The 17,630-nt window shown below is 63.7% G+C and carries 17 protein-coding genes; 7 read left to right on the forward strand and 10 right to left on the reverse strand.

Features of this window, described 5'->3' with window-relative positions; genetic code table 11:
• Positions 1-82: 82 nt before the first annotated feature.
• Entirely contained in the window at positions 83-586 is a 504-nt protein-coding gene (locus HB778_RS00940) for a hypothetical protein (RefSeq protein ID WP_183460718.1), read from the reverse strand.
• Positions 587-2,005 carry an FAD-binding oxidoreductase gene (locus HB778_RS00945; RefSeq protein WP_183460728.1) on the reverse strand — a complete coding sequence of 473 codons (1,419 nt, stop codon included), beginning with the start codon at positions 2,003-2,005 and terminating at the stop codon, positions 587-589.
• Between the two features lie 102 nt (positions 2,006-2,107).
• On the opposite strand from HB778_RS00945, the gene HB778_RS00950 reads away from it, so the two are divergent.
• Positions 2,108-2,587, forward strand: coding sequence for a thioesterase family protein (locus HB778_RS00950; protein WP_183460730.1), 480 nt, complete (start codon positions 2,108-2,110; stop codon positions 2,585-2,587).
• Between the two features lie 256 nt (positions 2,588-2,843).
• On the forward strand, positions 2,844-3,041 hold the full coding sequence (locus HB778_RS00955) for a hypothetical protein (RefSeq protein ID WP_013894716.1): 198 nt from the start codon (positions 2,844-2,846) through the stop codon (positions 3,039-3,041).
• Positions 3,042-3,094: 53 nt separating this feature from the next.
• On the opposite strand, the gene HB778_RS00960 is transcribed toward HB778_RS00955, so the two are convergent.
• Positions 3,095-3,574, reverse strand: a complete 480-nt coding sequence (locus HB778_RS00960) for an Lrp/AsnC family transcriptional regulator (protein WP_183460732.1) — start codon at positions 3,572-3,574, stop codon at positions 3,095-3,097.
• Between the two features lie 89 nt (positions 3,575-3,663).
• On the opposite strand from HB778_RS00960, the gene HB778_RS00965 reads away from it, so the two are divergent.
• Positions 3,664-4,584 (forward strand): EamA family transporter, encoded by a 921-nt coding sequence (locus HB778_RS00965; RefSeq protein ID WP_183460734.1) that lies wholly within the window; start codon positions 3,664-3,666, stop codon positions 4,582-4,584.
• A 9-nt stretch (positions 4,585-4,593) separates the two neighbouring features.
• Here the strand turns inward: HB778_RS00965 and HB778_RS00970 are convergent, their stop codons facing one another.
• Entirely contained in the window at positions 4,594-5,442 is an 849-nt protein-coding gene (locus tag HB778_RS00970; RefSeq protein WP_183464952.1) for a dienelactone hydrolase family protein, read from the reverse strand.
• Positions 5,443-5,863: 421 nt separating this feature from the next.
• On the opposite strand from HB778_RS00970, the gene HB778_RS00975 reads away from it, so the two are divergent.
• Positions 5,864-6,019: a hypothetical protein gene (locus HB778_RS00975; protein ID WP_183460736.1), complete on the forward strand. Its 156-nt coding sequence runs from the start codon at positions 5,864-5,866 to the stop codon at positions 6,017-6,019.
• A 9-nt stretch (positions 6,020-6,028) separates the two neighbouring features.
• Positions 6,029-6,466, forward strand: a complete 438-nt coding sequence (locus HB778_RS00980) for a hypothetical protein (protein WP_183460738.1) — start codon at positions 6,029-6,031, stop codon at positions 6,464-6,466.
• Between the two features lie 34 nt (positions 6,467-6,500).
• On the opposite strand, the gene HB778_RS00985 is transcribed toward HB778_RS00980, so the two are convergent.
• Entirely contained in the window at positions 6,501-8,819 is a 2,319-nt protein-coding gene (locus HB778_RS00985; protein ID WP_280515945.1) for a glucose/quinate/shikimate family membrane-bound PQQ-dependent dehydrogenase, read from the reverse strand.
• Positions 8,820-9,015: 196 nt separating this feature from the next.
• Between HB778_RS00985 and HB778_RS00990 the strand changes: the two genes are divergently transcribed.
• Both HB778_RS00990 and HB778_RS00995 read left to right on the forward strand, forming a co-directional pair.
• Complete coding sequence (locus tag HB778_RS00990; RefSeq protein ID WP_183460742.1) at positions 9,016-9,852, forward strand: DUF2059 domain-containing protein; 837 nt, start codon at positions 9,016-9,018, stop codon at positions 9,850-9,852.
• Positions 9,853-9,933: 81 nt separating this feature from the next.
• Complete coding sequence (locus HB778_RS00995; RefSeq protein ID WP_183460744.1) at positions 9,934-12,471, forward strand: ATP-dependent helicase; 2,538 nt, start codon at positions 9,934-9,936, stop codon at positions 12,469-12,471.
• Between the two features lie 26 nt (positions 12,472-12,497).
• On the opposite strand, the gene HB778_RS01000 is transcribed toward HB778_RS00995, so the two are convergent.
• The 5 genes from HB778_RS01000 to HB778_RS01020 form a co-directional block, all read right to left on the reverse strand.
• The gene (locus HB778_RS01000; RefSeq protein WP_183460746.1) at positions 12,498-13,544 is read right to left on the reverse strand and encodes an ABC transporter permease; all 1,047 of its coding nucleotides are present in this window, start codon (positions 13,542-13,544) and stop codon (positions 12,498-12,500) included.
• Positions 13,541-14,338: an ATP-binding cassette domain-containing protein gene (locus tag HB778_RS01005; protein ID WP_183460748.1), complete on the reverse strand. Its 798-nt coding sequence runs from the start codon at positions 14,336-14,338 to the stop codon at positions 13,541-13,543. Before HB778_RS01005 ends, HB778_RS01000 begins: the two co-directional genes overlap by 4 nt.
• Before the next feature lie 86 nt (positions 14,339-14,424).
• A complete protein-coding gene (locus HB778_RS01010; protein ID WP_095202191.1) occupies positions 14,425-15,432 on the reverse strand; it encodes a substrate-binding domain-containing protein in 1,008 nt (335 codons plus the stop codon).
• Between the two features lie 111 nt (positions 15,433-15,543).
• Positions 15,544-16,449, reverse strand: coding sequence for a sugar phosphate isomerase/epimerase family protein (locus HB778_RS01015; RefSeq protein ID WP_210308059.1), 906 nt, complete (start codon positions 16,447-16,449; stop codon positions 15,544-15,546).
• Positions 16,449-17,480, reverse strand: a complete 1,032-nt coding sequence (locus HB778_RS01020) for a Gfo/Idh/MocA family protein (protein WP_183460752.1) — start codon at positions 17,478-17,480, stop codon at positions 16,449-16,451. The genes HB778_RS01015 and HB778_RS01020 overlap by 1 nt, the downstream gene beginning before the upstream one ends.
• Between the last annotated feature and the right edge of the window lie 150 nt (positions 17,481-17,630).

Here is a 17,630-nt window from a genome sequence, read left to right on the forward strand (position 1 = left end):
TCGACCCGAATGGTGGCGCGGTCAAGACGAGCCTTTTTGTGTATCGCGCGTGACCAGCTTGCGGGACCTTCGTGTGGAGAGTTCAGACGCCCTCTCCGGCGGCCTCCATTAGCGCAGTCAAAACCGCTCCCTTGCGAAGGCTAGTCGAGAAACTCTTGGCGATGAACTCCAGCGTCGAATCGTGGAACGTCAAGATGAAATGCAGATAGTCTGAAAACAGCTCGGGTGTATGGGACGAATGAACCTGATTTGCCTTTTCCAGGGAGGCGATCCACGACGAGTTACGCACCTCAAATGCCTCGTACGCCCGCAGGCCCAACGGATAGAGACGATGGCCACTGATGGACTCGTCATTCGGCGGGCCGAACTGAAAAGCCAGATAAGGCTCTGCCGTCAGGATGGCGACTGATTGGTTGCCTGTCAGCGGCGAAACCGAGCGCGGATTCGTGCCATCGAAAGACGTATCGGGAGTGTCGGCGAGGTAGGCGACGAGCAGCCTGCCTTCATCCGCAAACACATGGGGCAGTGGCGCTCCAGCGGACGACAGCGGCACCTCTATCCGCAGCAAGGTCTCGGCAGTCGACATCTAGCGGTCGCCGCCCGGCAATATCTTGCCCGGATTCATGATGTTTTGCGGGTCGAGCGCCTGCTTGATGGTGCGCATGATGTCGACGCCGTGGCCGAGTTCGCTGCGCATGAAACCGATCTTGCCCTGGCCGATGCCATGCTCGCCGGTGCAGGTGCCATCCATGGCGATCGCCCGCATGTTGAGCCGCGCGACGAATTTTTCCGACAGCGCGATCTCCTTGGGATCGTTGACATCCATCAGCACCAGCACGTGGAAATTGCCATCGCCGGCATGGCCGACGATCGGCGCGATCAAGCCCATTTCGGCGATGTCGGCCTCAGTTTCGGTGACGCATTCGGCAAAGCGCGAGATCGGCACGCAGACATCGGTCGACAGGCCCTTGGCGCCCGGCCGCAGCGTCAGCGACGACCAGTAGGCATCGTGCCTCGCCTTCCACAGTTTCGTGCGTTCCTCGGCGACACTGGTCCACAGGAACGGCCCGCCGCCATTCTCTTCCGCGATCATGCCGAAGGTTTCGGCCTGCTCGGCAACGCCGGCATCGCTGCCATGGAATTCGACGAACAGGCACGGGCTCTCGGGATAATCGAGCTTGGAATAGTTCTTCATCGCCCGCATCTGCAGCGCGTTGACCAGTTCGATGCGTGCCACCGGAATGCCCATCTGGATCGTCGCTATTACAGCGTTGCAGGCCGCCTCGACGCTCGGAAACGGACAGACGCCGCCGGAGATCGCCTGCGGAATGCCTTGCAGTTTCAGCGTCAGCGAGGTGATGATGCCGAGCGTGCCTTCCGAGCCGACCAGAAGCCGCGTCAGATCGTAGCCGGCCGAGCTCTTCTTCGCGCGCTTGCCTGTCGTCACCGTCTCGCCGTCGGCCATCACGGCCGTCAGCGACAGCACGTTCTCGCGCATCGTACCATAGCGCACCGCATTGGTGCCGGAGGCCCGCGTCGCCGCCATGCCGCCGAGCGAGGCATTGGCGCCGGGATCGATCGGGAAGAACAGGCCGGTGTCGCGCAGATGCTTGTTCAGATCCTCGCGCGTCACGCCGGGTTCGACCGTGCAGTCCAGATCCTGCGGATTGACCGCAAGGATGCGGTTCATGCGCGAGGTGTCGACCGAAATGCCGCCGCCCGGCGCGTTGGTGTGGCCTTCCAGCGAGGAACCGACGCCAAAGGCGATGACCGGCACGCGGTGCGCCGCGCAGGCGCGCACGATCTCCTGCACCTCGGCCGTCGTTTCTGGGAAAGCGACGCCGTCGGGCGCCTGCGTCGGGATATAGGTGGTGGTGTGCGCGTGCTGCGAGCGGATCGCCTGGCCGGTCTGAAAACGCTCGCCGAGCTGTTGCTTGAGGATGCCGAGCACCGACGCGATGCCTTCCTCGTTGCGTTCGACCGGATTGAGGTCGCTCAGAGCCATGAATTCCTCCGCGAATGGACCAGCGCCCACGCTTGTTATGCGATTATGGATGCGTAGTCTTCGCAGCCGCAATTTGTCCAGCACCAGAACAAGGAAGTTTCTATGTCCATCCCCGCCCCCTTCGTCTCCAGGCCCATGGACATCGAGAAGGACTGGATCGATTACAACGGCCATCTCAACATGGCCTATTACAACGTGCTGTTCGACCGCTGCTCGGACGAGGCCTTCGAGGCGATGGGCATGGGGCTGGACTATGTGAAGGGGCGGCGGCTCACCATCTACACCGCCGAGGTCCATGTCTGCTACGTCCAGGAACTGCATCTGGACCACAAGGTCCAGGTGTCCTTCCAGCTCATCGACCATGACGCGAAGCGGCTCAGGGCCTACCAGGAAATCCGCCATGTCGACGGCTGGCTCGCCGCCACCTCCGAGACGCTGTCGCTGCATGTCGACATGTCGGGACCGAAGGTCGCGCCCTTCCCCGCCGATGTGCTGGCCAAGGTCGAAGCCATGCGCGCCGCCCATTCCGTGCTGCCGATGCCGGAGCGTGCCGGCCGCTCGATCGGCATCAAACGCAAATAGGACGAAGCCGATATCCATCCAGCTTCCGGCGAGGCATTGGGTCTGACTTCAAAGCCACACCCTGAACTCAAAATCGCAGAGCCCCCGATATCCACCGGCAGCGGTGCTTGAAGCGGGTTTGGACCGGCGTTAACCTTACCGAGGATTTAACGGGAACAAGCCAATTGAGCCGTTGAACGACTCAGCGGAGCGGTCGAAAACCATCCGCATAGAGTTGTTTACGAGCGGCGGGGCGAAGCCGGTTCGAGGGACGTGCATGAAAACCGACATCAAGGTCGAGGTGGACAGGCTGGCCGCTGATCCGCGCATCACCGACTACGATTTCTGGCGTTCGCTCAAGAACGTCGACAACGAGATATTCCATATCGCCAACAACAACGAACCGATCCCGTTCGACATGATCCGCTGGCGCAGCATTTTGAAGCGCGCCCGCCTGAAGCGCGGCCACGCCTAGCCTCGGCGAGTCGGTCTGGAAGACATCGGATAAACCAATCAAAATTGCGCCGTTTACGGCGATCGCTTCACCGCCGCCAGCGGTGAGCGCGCCACCACCGGTGACGACTGGATGATGGCCGTGTTGGTCATCGCATAGGGGATGATGCGGTCGATCACCCGTTCGAGCTCGGCCACCGAGCCGACATGCGCGAGCGCGATGAAACAGTCCTCGCCGGTCACCCGGTCGCATTGCACGATCTCCGGCAGCTCGCGGATGATGTCGGCGACAACCGACAATTGCCCCGGCACCGGCCGGATGCGCAGCCACGCCGACAGCTTCAGGCCAAGGGCAGCCGGATTGATCCTGACGCAATAGGCCTCGATCACGCCGTTCTCCTGCAGCCGCTTGATGCGCTCGGCGACACTCGGCGCCGACAGGCCGACCGAACGCGCCAGCTCCGCCGTGCTGGCCCGCGCATCCTTTTCCAGCAGGCGCAGGATCTTCATGTCGGCCGCGTCGAGATCGACATTTTCAGTTCGAAGGCGTTTCACGGTCAAATCCTTGCTTTCGGTAGAGATATGATCCAGCTGATCGATCATCATCCATATAGGCTGCGGAAAATGCCTGCGATACTGATCCGATGGATGATCAAGCGCAAGCTCCCACGGCAGGCCCTGTGCCTAACCCCGCCTCCACCGGCTCTGGCCTTGGCGGCCTGGCGACAAGACTGCCGCCGCATGTCTGGTTCGGCGTCAGCGCCATCTTCCACTATCTCGGCCCGGCCTTCGCCGTACTGCTGTTCCCGCATGTCGGCGTGCTCGGCATGGCGTGGCTGCGCATCGCCACCGCAGCGCTGATCTTCGCGCCGTTGACGCGCCCCTGGCGAAGCTTCGCCCGCGCCGATCCTCCGACGCGGCTGCTGTTGCTGGCTTTCGGCGCCTGCCTGGCGGTGATGAACTGTTCCTTCTATCTCGCGCTCGACCGCTTGCCGATCTCGCTGGTGGCGGCGATCGAATTCGTCGGCACCATCGGCGTCGCGGTGATCGGCTTGAGGAGCGCCCGCAATCTCGCCGCTCTTGCCGTGGCCGTCACCGGCACCTTGCTGCTCATCGACGTCAAATGGTCCAGCGATCCCGTCGGCCTGTTCTGGGCCTTCCTCAACGGCGCGCTGTTCGTCGGCTACATCGTGCTCGGCCACCGCGTCGCCCGTTCCGGCGCCGGCGACGGCATTGCCGGCCTTGGCGCCGCCATGGCGGTCGCCTTCATCGTCGTGCTGCCGATCGGCTGTACCGACGCGCTGCCCGCCTTTTTCTCCCCGCCACTGCTCATCGCCGCCATCGGCGTCGGCATCTGCTCCTCGGTCATTCCCTATGTCTGCGACCAACTTGCCATGTCGCGATTGCCGCGCTCGAGTTTCGCGCTGATGCTGTCGCTGCTGCCGGTGACGGCAACGCTGATCGGCGTCATCGTGCTGCGCCAGATTCCAAGCGTCAGCGATTGCCTCGGCATTGCGCTGGTGGTCGCCGGCGTTGCCTTCCACAGGCCGGCGAGCACGGATTAGGCAAACCGCCTACGCCAGTTTCTCCTTCAAGAAGGCAATCGTCCTGCCCCAGGCGAGATCGGCCGCCTTCTTGTCGTAGCGCGCCGCCGACGTATCGTTGTTGAAGGCATGGTTGGCGCCTTCATAGACATAGACCTTGTATTCGACATGCGCGGCATCGAGTTCCTTCTTGAAGGCGTCGATGCCGGCATTGGTGCGATCGTCGGGGCCGGCATAGTGCAGCAGCAGAGCGGCCTTGATCTTCGACGCGTCGGCGGCGTTCGGCTGCATGCCGTAATAGGCGACGCTGGCAGCGAGATCGGGCGCATTGACGGCCAGCATGTTGGCCGTGCCGCCACCCCAGCAAAAGCCGATGGCGCCGACCTTGCCGTTGCCGTCCTTGTTGGCCTTGAGAAAGGCGACGGTCGCCACCGCGTTGGCGACGGTCTGCCCCGGATCGAGTTTGGTGAACATGTCGCGCGCCTTGTCCTCGTCATCGGGCGTGCCGCCGAGTGGCGACAGGAAATCCGGCGCAAGCGCCACGAACCCTTCCAGCGCCACGCGCCGGACGACGTCCCGTATATGCGGGTTGAGCCCCCGGTTTTCATGGATGACGATGACCGTGCCGAGTTTGCCCGTCTGGTTCGCCGGTTTGACCAGATAGCCCTTCATCTCACCGCCGCTGCCGGGATAGCTGATATCCTCGCCCTTCACCCGCGGATCGTTGTCGGCAACGATCGCCGCCTGGGCGGAATTCGCCGCCAGCATCGGCGCGATGGCCGCCGCCGCGGCACCCGATCCGGCAAGCCTGGTCAATTGCTCCATGAAGCGGCGACGGTCGAGCGTCAGATGCGTATATTCGTCATAGGCATCGATCATCGCCTGCGTGATGACGGGTTTTTCGTTGTTGGCGGATTTCGTCACGGGCGCATTCCTCGATCTTAGAGCATGATGCCGAAAAGTGTGAAGCGGTCTTCGGACGACATCATGCTCTATCTCTTTGATTTAGAGCCGGATTCAGATTTCAGGTCGATTCGACCTGAAATCATCCGGCTCTAGGGTCTCGACTTTGGTATCCTTGCCGTTTGCAAGATAGGGGCGAGCCTCCTATCGTCCAGTCACGGCTCGGTGACACTTTCGTTCAGCGGGACGTGCGGTGAGCGGCGGCAACCCTCATCACATTCTTGTCATCGGCGACAAATCCTGGTGGCGCTGCCACAATAGTAGGGGAAACTGACCATCCGGCCGCCCCATGGCGCGGCCACGGTCCTGACGGGCCCGATCTGAAAAGGAAACGCCGATGACCATGCCCTCGCCGATCCTGGCAACCGCCCTCTTGGTTGCTGCGGCCGCCCTTCTGGCGATGCGCGCGACCGTTGTCGCGGCAAGCCGGAAGTCCATGGTCAAGGTCCGCAGCCGCCAGCGCCATCCGGCAAACACGAAAACCCAAGGTTGAGGTGAGATCATGAACGTCCAGGATATCGTGAACACCGTCTCGCAAAAGGCGGGCCTCGACCAGGCGACGACGGAAAAGGTCGTCGGCACCATTTTCTCGGTTCTGGAGCACGAGGCCGAAGGCACCAGCGCCTCGTCGTTTTTCGCCAAGATTCCCGGCGCCGACGACCTTGCGCACCAGTATGACGTCATGGCCGCCGCTCCTGCCGGCGGTGGCGGCGGCTTCCTGTCGTCGCTGCAAGGCGCGCTTGGCGGCGTTCTCGGCGAAAAGGCCGGCGCTCTGGTCAACGGCCTCGCCGCGCTCAAGGCATCCGGCCTCGATCTGGCGCAGATCCAGAAGGCCGGCGCCACACTGGTCCAGCAGGCAGAAGCCGCCGCCGGCCCAGACTTGACCAACCAGGTGCTCGGCTCCGTGCCCGGCCTGAAGAACCATTTGGGACTCGGCTAGACGCCGAGACCGCTTTCGGCTGGCGCGACCCCAGCTACTTCGGCAGCGCGTAGGCCATCACATAATCCCCCGGCTTGGTGCCGACCGAGCCGTGGCCGCCGGCGACGATGACCACGAACTGGCGCCCGTCGGCGACCGTATAGGTCATTGGCGTCGACTGCCCGCCTGCCGGCAATCGGGCCCGCCAGAGCTGTTTGCCTGACGTCAAATCATAGGCGCGCAGATAGTCATCGACCGCCGCGCCGAGAAAGGCGACGCCGCCGGCGGTGATCATCGGCCCACCAATGCCGGGCACCCCGACCTTGAGCGGCAGCGGCAGCGGCGTCATGTCGTAGACGGTGCCGTTGCGGTGCTTGTAGGCGATCGCGCCGGTTCTGAGATCGACGCCGGCGACATAACCCCAGGGCGGCGCCTGGCAGGGAATGCCGAGCGGCGACAGAAACGGTCCCATCACCACCGCATAGGGCGCGCCCTCGTTGCGGTTCAGCCCTTGTTCGCTGCCCTTGGTGTCGTCGCCCGGCGGCGGCACGTCGGCGCGGGGAATGAGTCTCGATGTGAAGGCGAGATAGGTCGGCATGCCGAACATCACTTGCCGCACCGGATCGACCGCCACCCCGCCCCAGTTGAAGGTACCGAAATTGCCGGGATAGATCAGCGATCCCTGCAGCGAGGGCGGCGTGTAGCGGCCTTCGTAGCGCAATTTGTGGAAGGCGATCCGGCAGGCCAGCTGGTCGAACATGGTGATGCCCCACATATCGGCATCGGTCAGCGGCTTCGGGTTGAAGGAGAGATCGGACGAAGGCTGCGTCGGTGAGGCCTTGTCACCCTCAATGGCGCCGCCGGGCGCCGGCACTTCCTTGACCGCGATCACCGGATCGCCGGTGCGTCGGTCAAGCACATAGAGGTCGCCCTGCTTCGTCGGCCCGACCAGCGCCGGTACGACCGAGCCGTCGGCCTTGGTGATGTCGATCAGGCTCGGCTGCGCCGGCACGTCCATGTCCCACAGATCGTGATGCACGGTCTGCCGCACCCATTTCAACTGCCCGGTGTTCAGGTCGAGCGCGGTGATCGAGGAGGAGAATTTCTCGACATTGGCGCTGCGCCCGGCGCCGAGCTGGTCCGGCGTCTGGTTGCCGAGCGGCACGTAGAGCAGGCCGAGCTTCTCGTCGGCGCTCGGCGTCGACCACATGTTGGGCGAGTTGGCGGTGTAGGTCTGGCCGGCCGGCAGCGGCGTCGTCTGGTCCGGATTGCCGGAATCCCAGTTCCAGATCAGTTTGCCGGTAGCCGCATCATAGGCGCGGATGACGCCGGACGGCTCCTGCGTCGAATAATTGTCGTTGACGGCGCCGCCGACGATGATCTTGCCGCCAGCGATCAGCGGTGCCGAGGTCGAGTAATAATAGCCCGACTTCGGATAGGGCATGCCGGTCAACAAATTGAGCGTGCCGGCCTCGGCGAAGGCGGGACAGACCTGGCCGCTGGCGGCGTCGAGCGCGATCAGCCGCGCATCCGAGGTCGGCAGGTAGACGCGGGTCGCGCAGGGCTGGCCGGCGGCAATTGCGGCATCGGCATAATAGGACACGCCGCGGCACGTCTGGTGTTGGCGGTCCTTGTCGAGCTTGATCTTGGGATCGTAGCGCCATTTCTCCTTGCCGGTCGCGGCATCCACGGCGATGGCGAAATTGTGCGGCGTGCAGATGTAGAGCGTGTCGCCGATCTTGAGTGGTGTCACCTGATAGGTGGTCTCGCCAATGTCGTCCGGCCCCTTCACATCGCCGGTGCGGTAGGTCCAGGCCGGCTGCAGACTGGCGACATTGTCCGGCGTGATCTGGTCGAGCGGCGAATAGCGCTGGCCAAATTGCGTGCGGCCATAGAAGTGCCATTCGCTCGCCGGCACATCATTGCCCAGATTGGCGTTGGGGATCACCTTGTCGGTGTCGAGCGCGCCGGCAATGTCCTTCGGGTCCGTGGTCATCGAATAACCGGCCACCGCCAGCGAGGCCAGCACCGCCAGGATCAGCGGCGCACGCCCATCAGGACCGGCAAGGCCGCGCCGTGCCCACGGCGTCAGCAGCCACAGCGCCACCAGCACGATGATGCCGCCGCGCGGGCCGAGTTCCCACCAGTCGAAGCCGGTTTCCCAGACCGCCCAGGCCAGCGTACCGATCACGATCGCCGCGTAGAGCCACAGTGCCGTGGAACGGCGCCGGTAGAGCAGCCAGGCAGCGAGCAGGAAGGCCAGGCCGACGATGATGTAGTACCAGCTGCCTCCCAGCGAGGCCAACCAGACACCACCCGCGCCGAGCGCCAGACCGAGGAGAAAGAGGATGAGGGAGGTGATGGTGACAGCCAAGATGATACTCCTTCGACTGTTGCGCGCTGGCGCGGCCATGGGCGACCCCGGTGCACCGTTCCTGCCCTCGGCCCAGCTTTCTCCCGCCTGCCCCGCCTGTCAAGCTGACCCACACGCCAAGGTGGCAATTCATCTTGCCTGCGTCAGGGTTTTCCAGCAGTCTCCACTGGTCATCTCTCCCGTGGAGCCAAGCAAAATGACGTCGTTCCTTCCGCCGCTGACGCGCATGGCGCTTGTGCTCTACTGCCTCGTCCCGCTCATTGCTGGCACTGTCGCCGCGCCGGCGCAGACAATCAGCGAGATCAACAAGGCGAACGGCTTTCACGAGATGCTGATGGGCATTGGCCCGGGTTTCACCGCGGCCGTGAAATCGGCGCCGGGAACGCCGCCACAAAAGGTCCTGGACGCCCTTGCCGCCGCCATGGAAGGTGCCTTTGACCCCAACAAGATGGAGGCAGCCATCGAGGCGCGTATGGCGGACAAGCTCAGCGCCAAGGATCTTTCCGACCTCGCTGTTTTCTATGCTTCGCCCTTGGGCAAACAGGTCACGGCGCTGGAGATCCAGGCTGCCGCACCGGAAGCAAAGGAGGCCAAGAAGATCGAGGGCGCCAAAATCCTCGGCGAGCTTCCATCCAAGGATCCGGCCCGGCTCGCATTGTACAGGACAATGATGGACGATATCTCCGCCGTCGACACTGGCGAAGCCGTCGCCTTGAACATGGGCTATGCGATGCTCACCGAAATGCTGGGCGCGGCCGGAAAGCCCCTGCCCGACGACCAGGTTATGGCCCTGCTGCGCAAGCAAACCGAAGGGCTTCGCCGTGACATCGACAGCGATGCCATGGAATCTGCGGCCTATATCTACCGGGATATGTCCATGGCCGACCTGAAGCTCTATGAGGCCTTCCTGGCCTCACCCGCCGGCGGCCGCTATTACGACCAAATGCAGGTCGCCCTCGGCGCGGTGATGACGGACGAGGCGCGGTCGTTCGGCCATCGATTTTTCGTCGCCCTCGGTTACCGCAAGGCTTGAACCGCCATATCAGGCACTTTGCCGGGAACAAAACGTAGACAGTTCTGGTCTTTCCCTCCCGAATCACTACATTCGGGGGAGATGTCCGGCTTTTCGGAAGACATGCCCTTTTTCGACGAACCCAATGCGCGGCCCACGGCCCCGTCGGGCATTGCCGCGCGCGCCATGGCTGCCCGCGGCGGCCAGAACAGTGCACCCGACTATCTGAAGGGGCTCAATCCCGAACAAAGGCTGGCGGTGGAAACCACCGAAGGCCCGGTTCTGGTGCTCGCCGGCGCCGGCACCGGCAAGACCCGTGTCTTGACCACGCGCATTGCCCACATCCTCGCCACCGGCAAGGCCTTCCCGTCGCAGATCCTGGCCGTGACCTTCACCAACAAGGCCGCGCGCGAGATGAAGCAGCGCATTGGCATCCTGATTGGCGAAGGCAATGTTGAGGGCATGCCGTGGCTCGGCACGTTCCACTCGATCGGCGTCAAGCTTTTGCGCCGTCATGCCGAGCTTGCCGGCTTGCGTTCCGACTTCACCATCCTCGACACCGACGATGTCATCAGGCTGATCAAGCAGCTGATCCAGGCCGAGGGGCTGGATGACAAGCGCTGGCCGGCCAAGCAGTTCGCACAGATGATCGACGGCTGGAAGAACAAGGGCCAAGGTCCGGCCGATATCGCCGAAGGCGACGCGCGCAGCTTCGCCAACGGCAAGGGCCGCGAGCTCTACAAGGCCTATCAGGAGCGGCTGCAGACGCTGAACGCCTGCGATTTCGGCGACCTGCTCTGCCATCCGATCCGCATCTTCCGCGCCAATCCGGACGTGCTGAAGGACTATCACCGGCGCTTCAAATACATCCTCGTCGACGAATACCAGGACACCAACACCGCCCAATATATGTGGTTGCGGCTCCTGGCGCAGCGGGGCGAAGGCCGCGCCACTGTAAACATCTGCTGCGTCGGCGACGACGACCAGTCGATCTATGGCTGGCGCGGCGCCGAGGTCGACAACATCCTGCGCTTCGACAAGGATTTCCCGGGCGCCACCATCATCCGGCTGGAGCGCAACTACCGCTCCACCGCGCACATCCTTGGCGCCGCCTCTCACCTCATCGCCCACAATGAAGGCCGTTTCGGCAAGACGCTGTTCACCGACCGCAACGATCCCGAAGACGGCAAGGTCAATGTCCACGCCGCCTGGGATTCCGAGGAGGAAGCCCGCGCCATCGGCGAGACCATCGAGGCCTATCAGCGCCAGAAACACAATCTCAACGACATGGCGATCCTGGTGCGCGCGTCTTTCCAGATGCGCGCCTTCGAGGATCGCTTCATCACGCTCGGCCTCAACTACCGCGTCATCGGCGGCCCGCGCTTCTACGAGCGCATGGAAATCCGTGACGCGCTGGCCTTCTTCCGTGTCGTCGCCAACAGTGGCGACGACCTCGCCTTCGAGCGCATCGTCAATGTGCCGAAGCGCGGGCTGGGCGAAGCCACCATCCGCCAGATCCACGACACGGCGCGCGCGCTGCGCATTCCGATGCTGGAGGCCGCCGGCAACCTCGCCGAAAGCGACGAGTTGAAGCCGAAGCCGCGCGCCGCACTGCGCGAAGTCGCCGCCAATTTCGAACGCTGGCAGAAGGCGCTGGAAACCAAGCCGCACACCGAACTCGCCGAGACCATTCTCGAGGAGAGCGGCTACACCGACATGTGGAAGAACGACCGTTCGGCCGAAGCGCCGGGCCGGCTGGAGAATCTGAAGGAACTGATCCGCTCGATGGAGGAGTACGAGTCGCTGCGCTCCTTCCTCGAACATGTGGCGCTGGTCATGGATGCCGAGCAGAATGCCGGACAGGACGCCGTCTCCATCATGACGCTGCATTCAGCCAAAGGCCTCGAATTCGAGACCGTTTTTCTCCCCGGCTGGGAGGAAGGCCTGTTCCCGCACCAGCGCGCGCTGGATGAAGGCGGCCGCTCCGGTCTGGAGGAAGAGCGCCGGCTGGCCTATGTCGGCCTGACGCGGGCCAAGAAGAACCTGCATCTCTGGTTCGTCTCCAACCGCCTGATCCACGGGCTCTGGCAATCGACCATCCCGTCGCGCTTCCTCGAGGAACTGCCGGAATCGCATGTCGAGATCGCCGAAAGCGGCAATTCCTATGGCGGCTACGGCAATCCCTATGGCGGCGGCTCCTTCGCGTCGGGCCGTGGCGGCCGGCAGAACCCGTATGGCGCCTCGCGCTTCGACAATGTCGGCGCCAACACCGAAAAGTCCGGCGCCTTCTCCAACACCTATTCGACACCGGGCTGGCAGCGCGCACAGGCCAACCGCACCGAAGCGACCGACCGCAACTGGGGCACGCGCTCCGGCCATCAGGTCGAGCGCATCGGCTATGGCGAAACCGACAGCGGCTACGGCGCCGGCCGCACTTCGGTCAAGGGCCGCACCATCGACGGCGAACTGGTCGCCAAATCCGTCTCCGACACGCCATCCGCCTTCAGCGTCGGCGACCGCGTCTTCCACCAGAAATTCGGCAACGGCAACATTTCGGCCATCGAAGGCAACAAGCTGACCATCGATTTCGACAAGGCCGGCCAGAAACGCGTGCTGGACGGGTTTGTCGCGGCGGTGTGAGCCGCGCCCGACGGCGGTTCAGCCCCTCACCTGTACCGTGCCTGGTTCCACTTGTGCCCGAGCAGCGACAGGATGATGATCAGCCCGTTGAAGAACTGCACGTAGAAGCCGCTCAGGCCCGCCGCCACGACGCCGGTCTGGATGAACGACACGGTCACCGCGCCGATCGCTCCGCCGGCAACCGTGCCGATGCCGCCCCAGGTCGGGGTGCCGCCAACGAAGACGGAGGCCAGCACCGGCAGGAGATAGCCGTCGCCGGCGGTCGGCCACCAGGTGAAGTTGATCATAACCGAGAAGGTGCCGGCGATCGCGGCCCCTATGCCGACGAAGACGAACACTTTCACCCGCACGCGCTTGACGTCGATGCCCATCTGCTGGGCGCTGTCGGGATTGTCGCCGACCACCTTCACCTGCGCGCCGAAGCGGTGGCGGTTGTAGAGCATCGCCGACAGCACGACGAAGGTGATGGCCCAGAAGATCTGCACCGGAATGCCGTAAACCTGGCTGGAGAAGATCTTGTAGGCCGGGGTGTCGGCAAGGCCGGTCAGCGCCATCGACTTGCCTTCGTTGATGATCTGGATCAGGCCGCGCAGCAAAAAGTTCATGCCGAGCGTGGCGATCAGCGACGACAGCCCGCCATAGACGACCAGCGACCCGACGAGGAAGCCGAGCAGCATGCCGGTGACGAGCGCGGCGACGATGCCGAGGAACGGATCGTAGCCGGCCTGGACCACCAGCGCGAAGACCCAGGAGGCAAAACCCATCGTCGCCGGAAACGACAGGTCGATCTCGCCGCAAGTGACGACGAACACCAGCGGCACCACCACGAACAGCGCAACAGGCAGCGTCGTCAGCACGGAACTGTAGAGATACCAGGTGGTGAACACGGTCGGGTTGGCGATCATGAACACCGCCATCATGACGATGAACACGGCGAGCGTGCCAAGCGAGGCGCGGTTGTCGAGGACGAAGCCGCGCAGCCAGTGATCGGATGGATGTTTCCACTCTTTGCGGGCGGATCCGCCATGCGCGCTGAGAGGACTTTCGAGATCGGGTTCCATGGTCTTGCTCATCGTGCTTGCTGCTCCGCTTCGACGGCCTCGTGCAGTCCGGCCAATCCGCCGGGATGCGCGACGTCTTCCATGAAATTAATCAGTTCCTCCGCCGACCTGATCGCGCTGCGGTCGGCGGTCAGCGCCACCTTGCCGCGGTCGAGCACGACGAAGCGGTCGGCGATGTCGAAGACATGATGGATGTTATGGCCGATGAACAGGATCGAGCGTCCGCTCGCCCGCACCTGGCGCACGAAATGGAAGACCTTGGCGGTCTCGGTCAGCGACAGCGCAGTGGTCGGTTCGTCGAGGATGATCAGCTCCGCCTGCTTGTAAATGGCGCGGGCGATCGCCACGCCCTGGCGTTCGCCGCCCGAGAGCTGGCCGACGATCGAGTGCGGCGTGAACACTTTCGAGGTGAAGCCGATCTCGCGCATCAGCCGGCTTGCCTCCTCGATCTCCTTGTTGACCTTCAGCCAGCCCATGAAGCCGGTCAGCTCGCGGCCCATGAAGATGTTGCGCACGATGGTCTGCTGCACCGCCAGCGCCCGGTCCTGGAACACCGTCTCGATGCCGGCATCGCGCGAGCGCGCCGCACTCCAGCCGCTCACCGGTCTGTCGCGCACGAGGATCTCGCCGCTGGTCGGCCTGACCACGCCGGACAGGATCTTGATCAGCGTCGACTTGCCGGCACCATTGTCGCCGATCAGCCCGACCACCTCGCCGCGGTCGACGCTGAGATCGACGCCGCCCAGCGCATACACCTGACCATAGGACTTCTTGATATCGCGCAGTTCGATGATGCGTTCGGCCATCGGATCCTCGCTTTCATTGTCGCTTGCCGGCCTGTTCGCCGGCGGTCCTGCCGGCCGGGATTGGCCCGGCCGGCAGCCTTGGGAGGTCAGCGCAGCGCCTGCTTGGCGAGCTCTGAGACGATCTCATAGTTCTGCGGCGTGACGAAGCCGGCGCCCGTGTCGACATTCATCGGTGCCAGCCCCAGCACCACTTGCTGGCAGAGGCTGAGGATCGGCAGATAGCCCTGCATGAACGGCTGCTGGTCGGCCGTCAGTTGCACCCAGCCGCCCTTGAAACCCTCGACGATCTGCGGGCTGGTGTCGAAGCCGAAATTGAAGATATCGCCCGGCTTCCGGCCCGCGGCCTGCATGTATGTCGGCACATTGCCGAGCATCTGGCCGCCGGGATAGCCGACCGCCTTGACATTGGGGTTGTTGAGCAAGGCCGCGGTGATCACCGGGATGGCGAGATTCGGATCGGCTGCCCACTCGGGTACAGAATTGATTTGAACGACATCGACGCCGGCCTCTTTCAATGCGGCGACTGTCCCGCGCTCGCGTGCGCCTCGGCTCTCATTGTCGAAGGGACCGATCATGATCGCCTTGTCACCGGATTTCAGCCCGGCCAGCTTGAACGCCTCGGCACCGAGCGCGCGGCCCTGCTGCTCCTGCTGGGCGCCGACATAGCCGCCGCCAAACGCCGCCGTCACCTTCGGCACCGGCACGTTCTGGTACATCATCTTGATGCCGTCCTTGTGCGCCTGCTCGGCCAGCGGCATGATCGCGTCGTCGCCGGGATGGCCCATCATGGCGATGCCGCCGGGCTTAACCGCAACCGCCTCGCGCAATTGCTGCACCATTTTCTCGACGTCCCAGCCCGAGAAGATGTAGTCGACCTTCGGCCCGAGATCGGCCGCCGCCTGCTTGGCGCCATTATAGACGATGGTGCCGAAAGCGTCGCCCTCGGCGCCGCCGACGAAGAAGCGGATATGGACATCCTTGCACCATTGGGCGTCGAGCGCCCGTGCCGGCAAGGTCGAGACGGCGGCGCAGAGCGCCGTGGTGGCCGCCATGACGGCCGTGCGCAAAAATGTCGTTCTGATCGCTATGCTCATGCACTTGTCCTCCCATTGTTTCCCTCGTCAGCCGAGGGCTTTGACGATTTGCTGGCATTGGCACTGACGGCCGGCTCCTCCCGCCGGCCAATTCTCACATCAAGTTTGGCTTCACGTCGGATTTGGCAGGTAGCTGGCGCCTCCCCGGCATTGCTTGAGATAGTCCAGCGCCCGCGCCTGCCCGGTGATTTCGAGATCGCCGCGATAGACCGGGTCGTGCCAGCCCTCGATGTCGATGGCGCCCTTGTAGCCGGCCAGCCGCAATTCGCTGATCACCCGCGTCCAGTCGCTGTCGCCGAAGCCCGGCGTGCGCATCTGCACGAAGGGCAGCCGGCCGAAAACGCCGTGCTCGCGGATGACATCCCAACGCACGGTGGCGTCCTTGCCATGGACATGGAAGATGCGCGGTGCCCATTTGCGGATTTGCGGCATCGGATCGATCAGATAGACGAGCTGATGGCAGGGTTCCCATTCGAGGCCAAGGTTCTCATCAGGCAATTCGTTGAACATCAGCTCCCAGGCATCCGGATTGTGGGCGATGTTCCAGTCGCCGGCGGCCCAGTTGCCATCCATGGCGCAATTCTCGAAGGCGATGCGCACGCCCTTGTCGGCGGCGCGTTTTGCCAGCGGACCCCACACTTCGCGGAAGCGCGGCAGGCTGTCGGTCAGCTTCTTGCCGCGCAGGCGCCCGGTGAAGCCGCTGACCATCGAAGTGCCGAACAGATGCGCGTTGTCGATGACCGTTTCCCAAGCCGCAAGCACACCGCGATCGACCTCGCCATCCTCCAGCGGATTGCCGAACACGCCCAGGGAAGACACGATGACATCGGCATCGCCGATCGCCTCGCGGATCTGGCCGGCAAGGCGTGGAAGGTCCTTGCCGCCCAAGGTCTGCCAGAAGAAGGGCTGGATGCTTTCGAAACCGAGCGGCAGGATCTGCTTGATATAGGCTGCCGGGTCGTCGAGATTGGCCCGCACCATGGTGCCGATCCTGATGTCGAGAAGCGGGTTTGGCATCACAGTTCTTCCCTTGCAATTGCCACGCGCCGACCGGTCTCGGCGCTTTCGATGGCGCCGAAAACCATGGCCAAGCTTTTGATGTTGTCGGCGCCATGCGTTTCCGGCTCGGTGCCGGTTTCGACCGCGCGCATGAAATCCTGGATGATGCCGAGATGGCCGCCGACACGATCGGCAGGGTCGAGCAGCGGCACCTCGATCGGCTGGGTCTTGTCGATGATACCGTCGCGGCCGGACGCAACCACCTCCGCCTTCAGCCCGTCATGGCCGTCCCACAACAGGCTGCCGCGCTCGGCAACGATGCGCCAGCTGCCCTCCCAGCTGGTGCGAAAGCCGTCGGCGCACCAGGAGCCGGCATAGGTAAAAACCTTGCCGCCGCCGAGATCGAAGACCGCACTTGCCGACGAACCCTGCCGATACCAGGAATTGGCCGGCTCCCACTCCTGGCAATAGACGCTGGCCGGTTCGCCGCCGGCCATGTAGCGAGCGGCGTCGAATGTGTGGATCGCCATGTCGAGCAAAAGCACATGCGCCATCTCCTCGCGAAAGCCGCCGAAATGCGGCGCGACGAAGAAATCGGCATGGATGCTGGTCGGCGTGCCTATGGCGCCGGAATCGAGAAAGCGTCGGATGCGCCTGACATTGGCGACATAGCGGCGGTTCTGGACCACCGCATGAATGCGTCCCGCCTGGCGGGCGGCGGCGATGATGGCGCGAGCATTCTCCGGACTGTCGGCCAACGGCTTTTCGGTCAGCAGATGGCAATTGTGGGCGAAGGCTGAAAGCGCGACTTCGCGACGGGCGGCAGGGACCACGACATCGAACACCGCGTCAGGGCTGGTCTGGTCGAGCACTGCGTCGAGGCTGGTGCCGATGACTATGCCGGCGAGGTCGTATTCGCGCGCCCTCGCCTGCGCCCGTTCGGCGTCGAGATCGACAAGGCCGACAATGGCGAGCCCGTCGATCTGCCTCGCGGCATCGAGCCACTGCCTGCTCATCGCGCCACAGCCGACGAGGACGACATTCATCATCCGGCATTCCTCCCGTCCGGTCCCTCCAGACCGATCGTCACGGCATTCACGGCATCACCGTAAACGTTTTTCCGTAAACGTTTACGAGAACACACCCGATAGCGTAGAATGTCAATCGGCTGCTCTCAAAAATCGTCCCGAAGCCTTGGC

The organism is Mesorhizobium huakuii (assembly GCF_014189455.1).
GTDB lineage: Bacteria > Pseudomonadota > Alphaproteobacteria > Rhizobiales > Rhizobiaceae > Mesorhizobium > Mesorhizobium huakuii_A.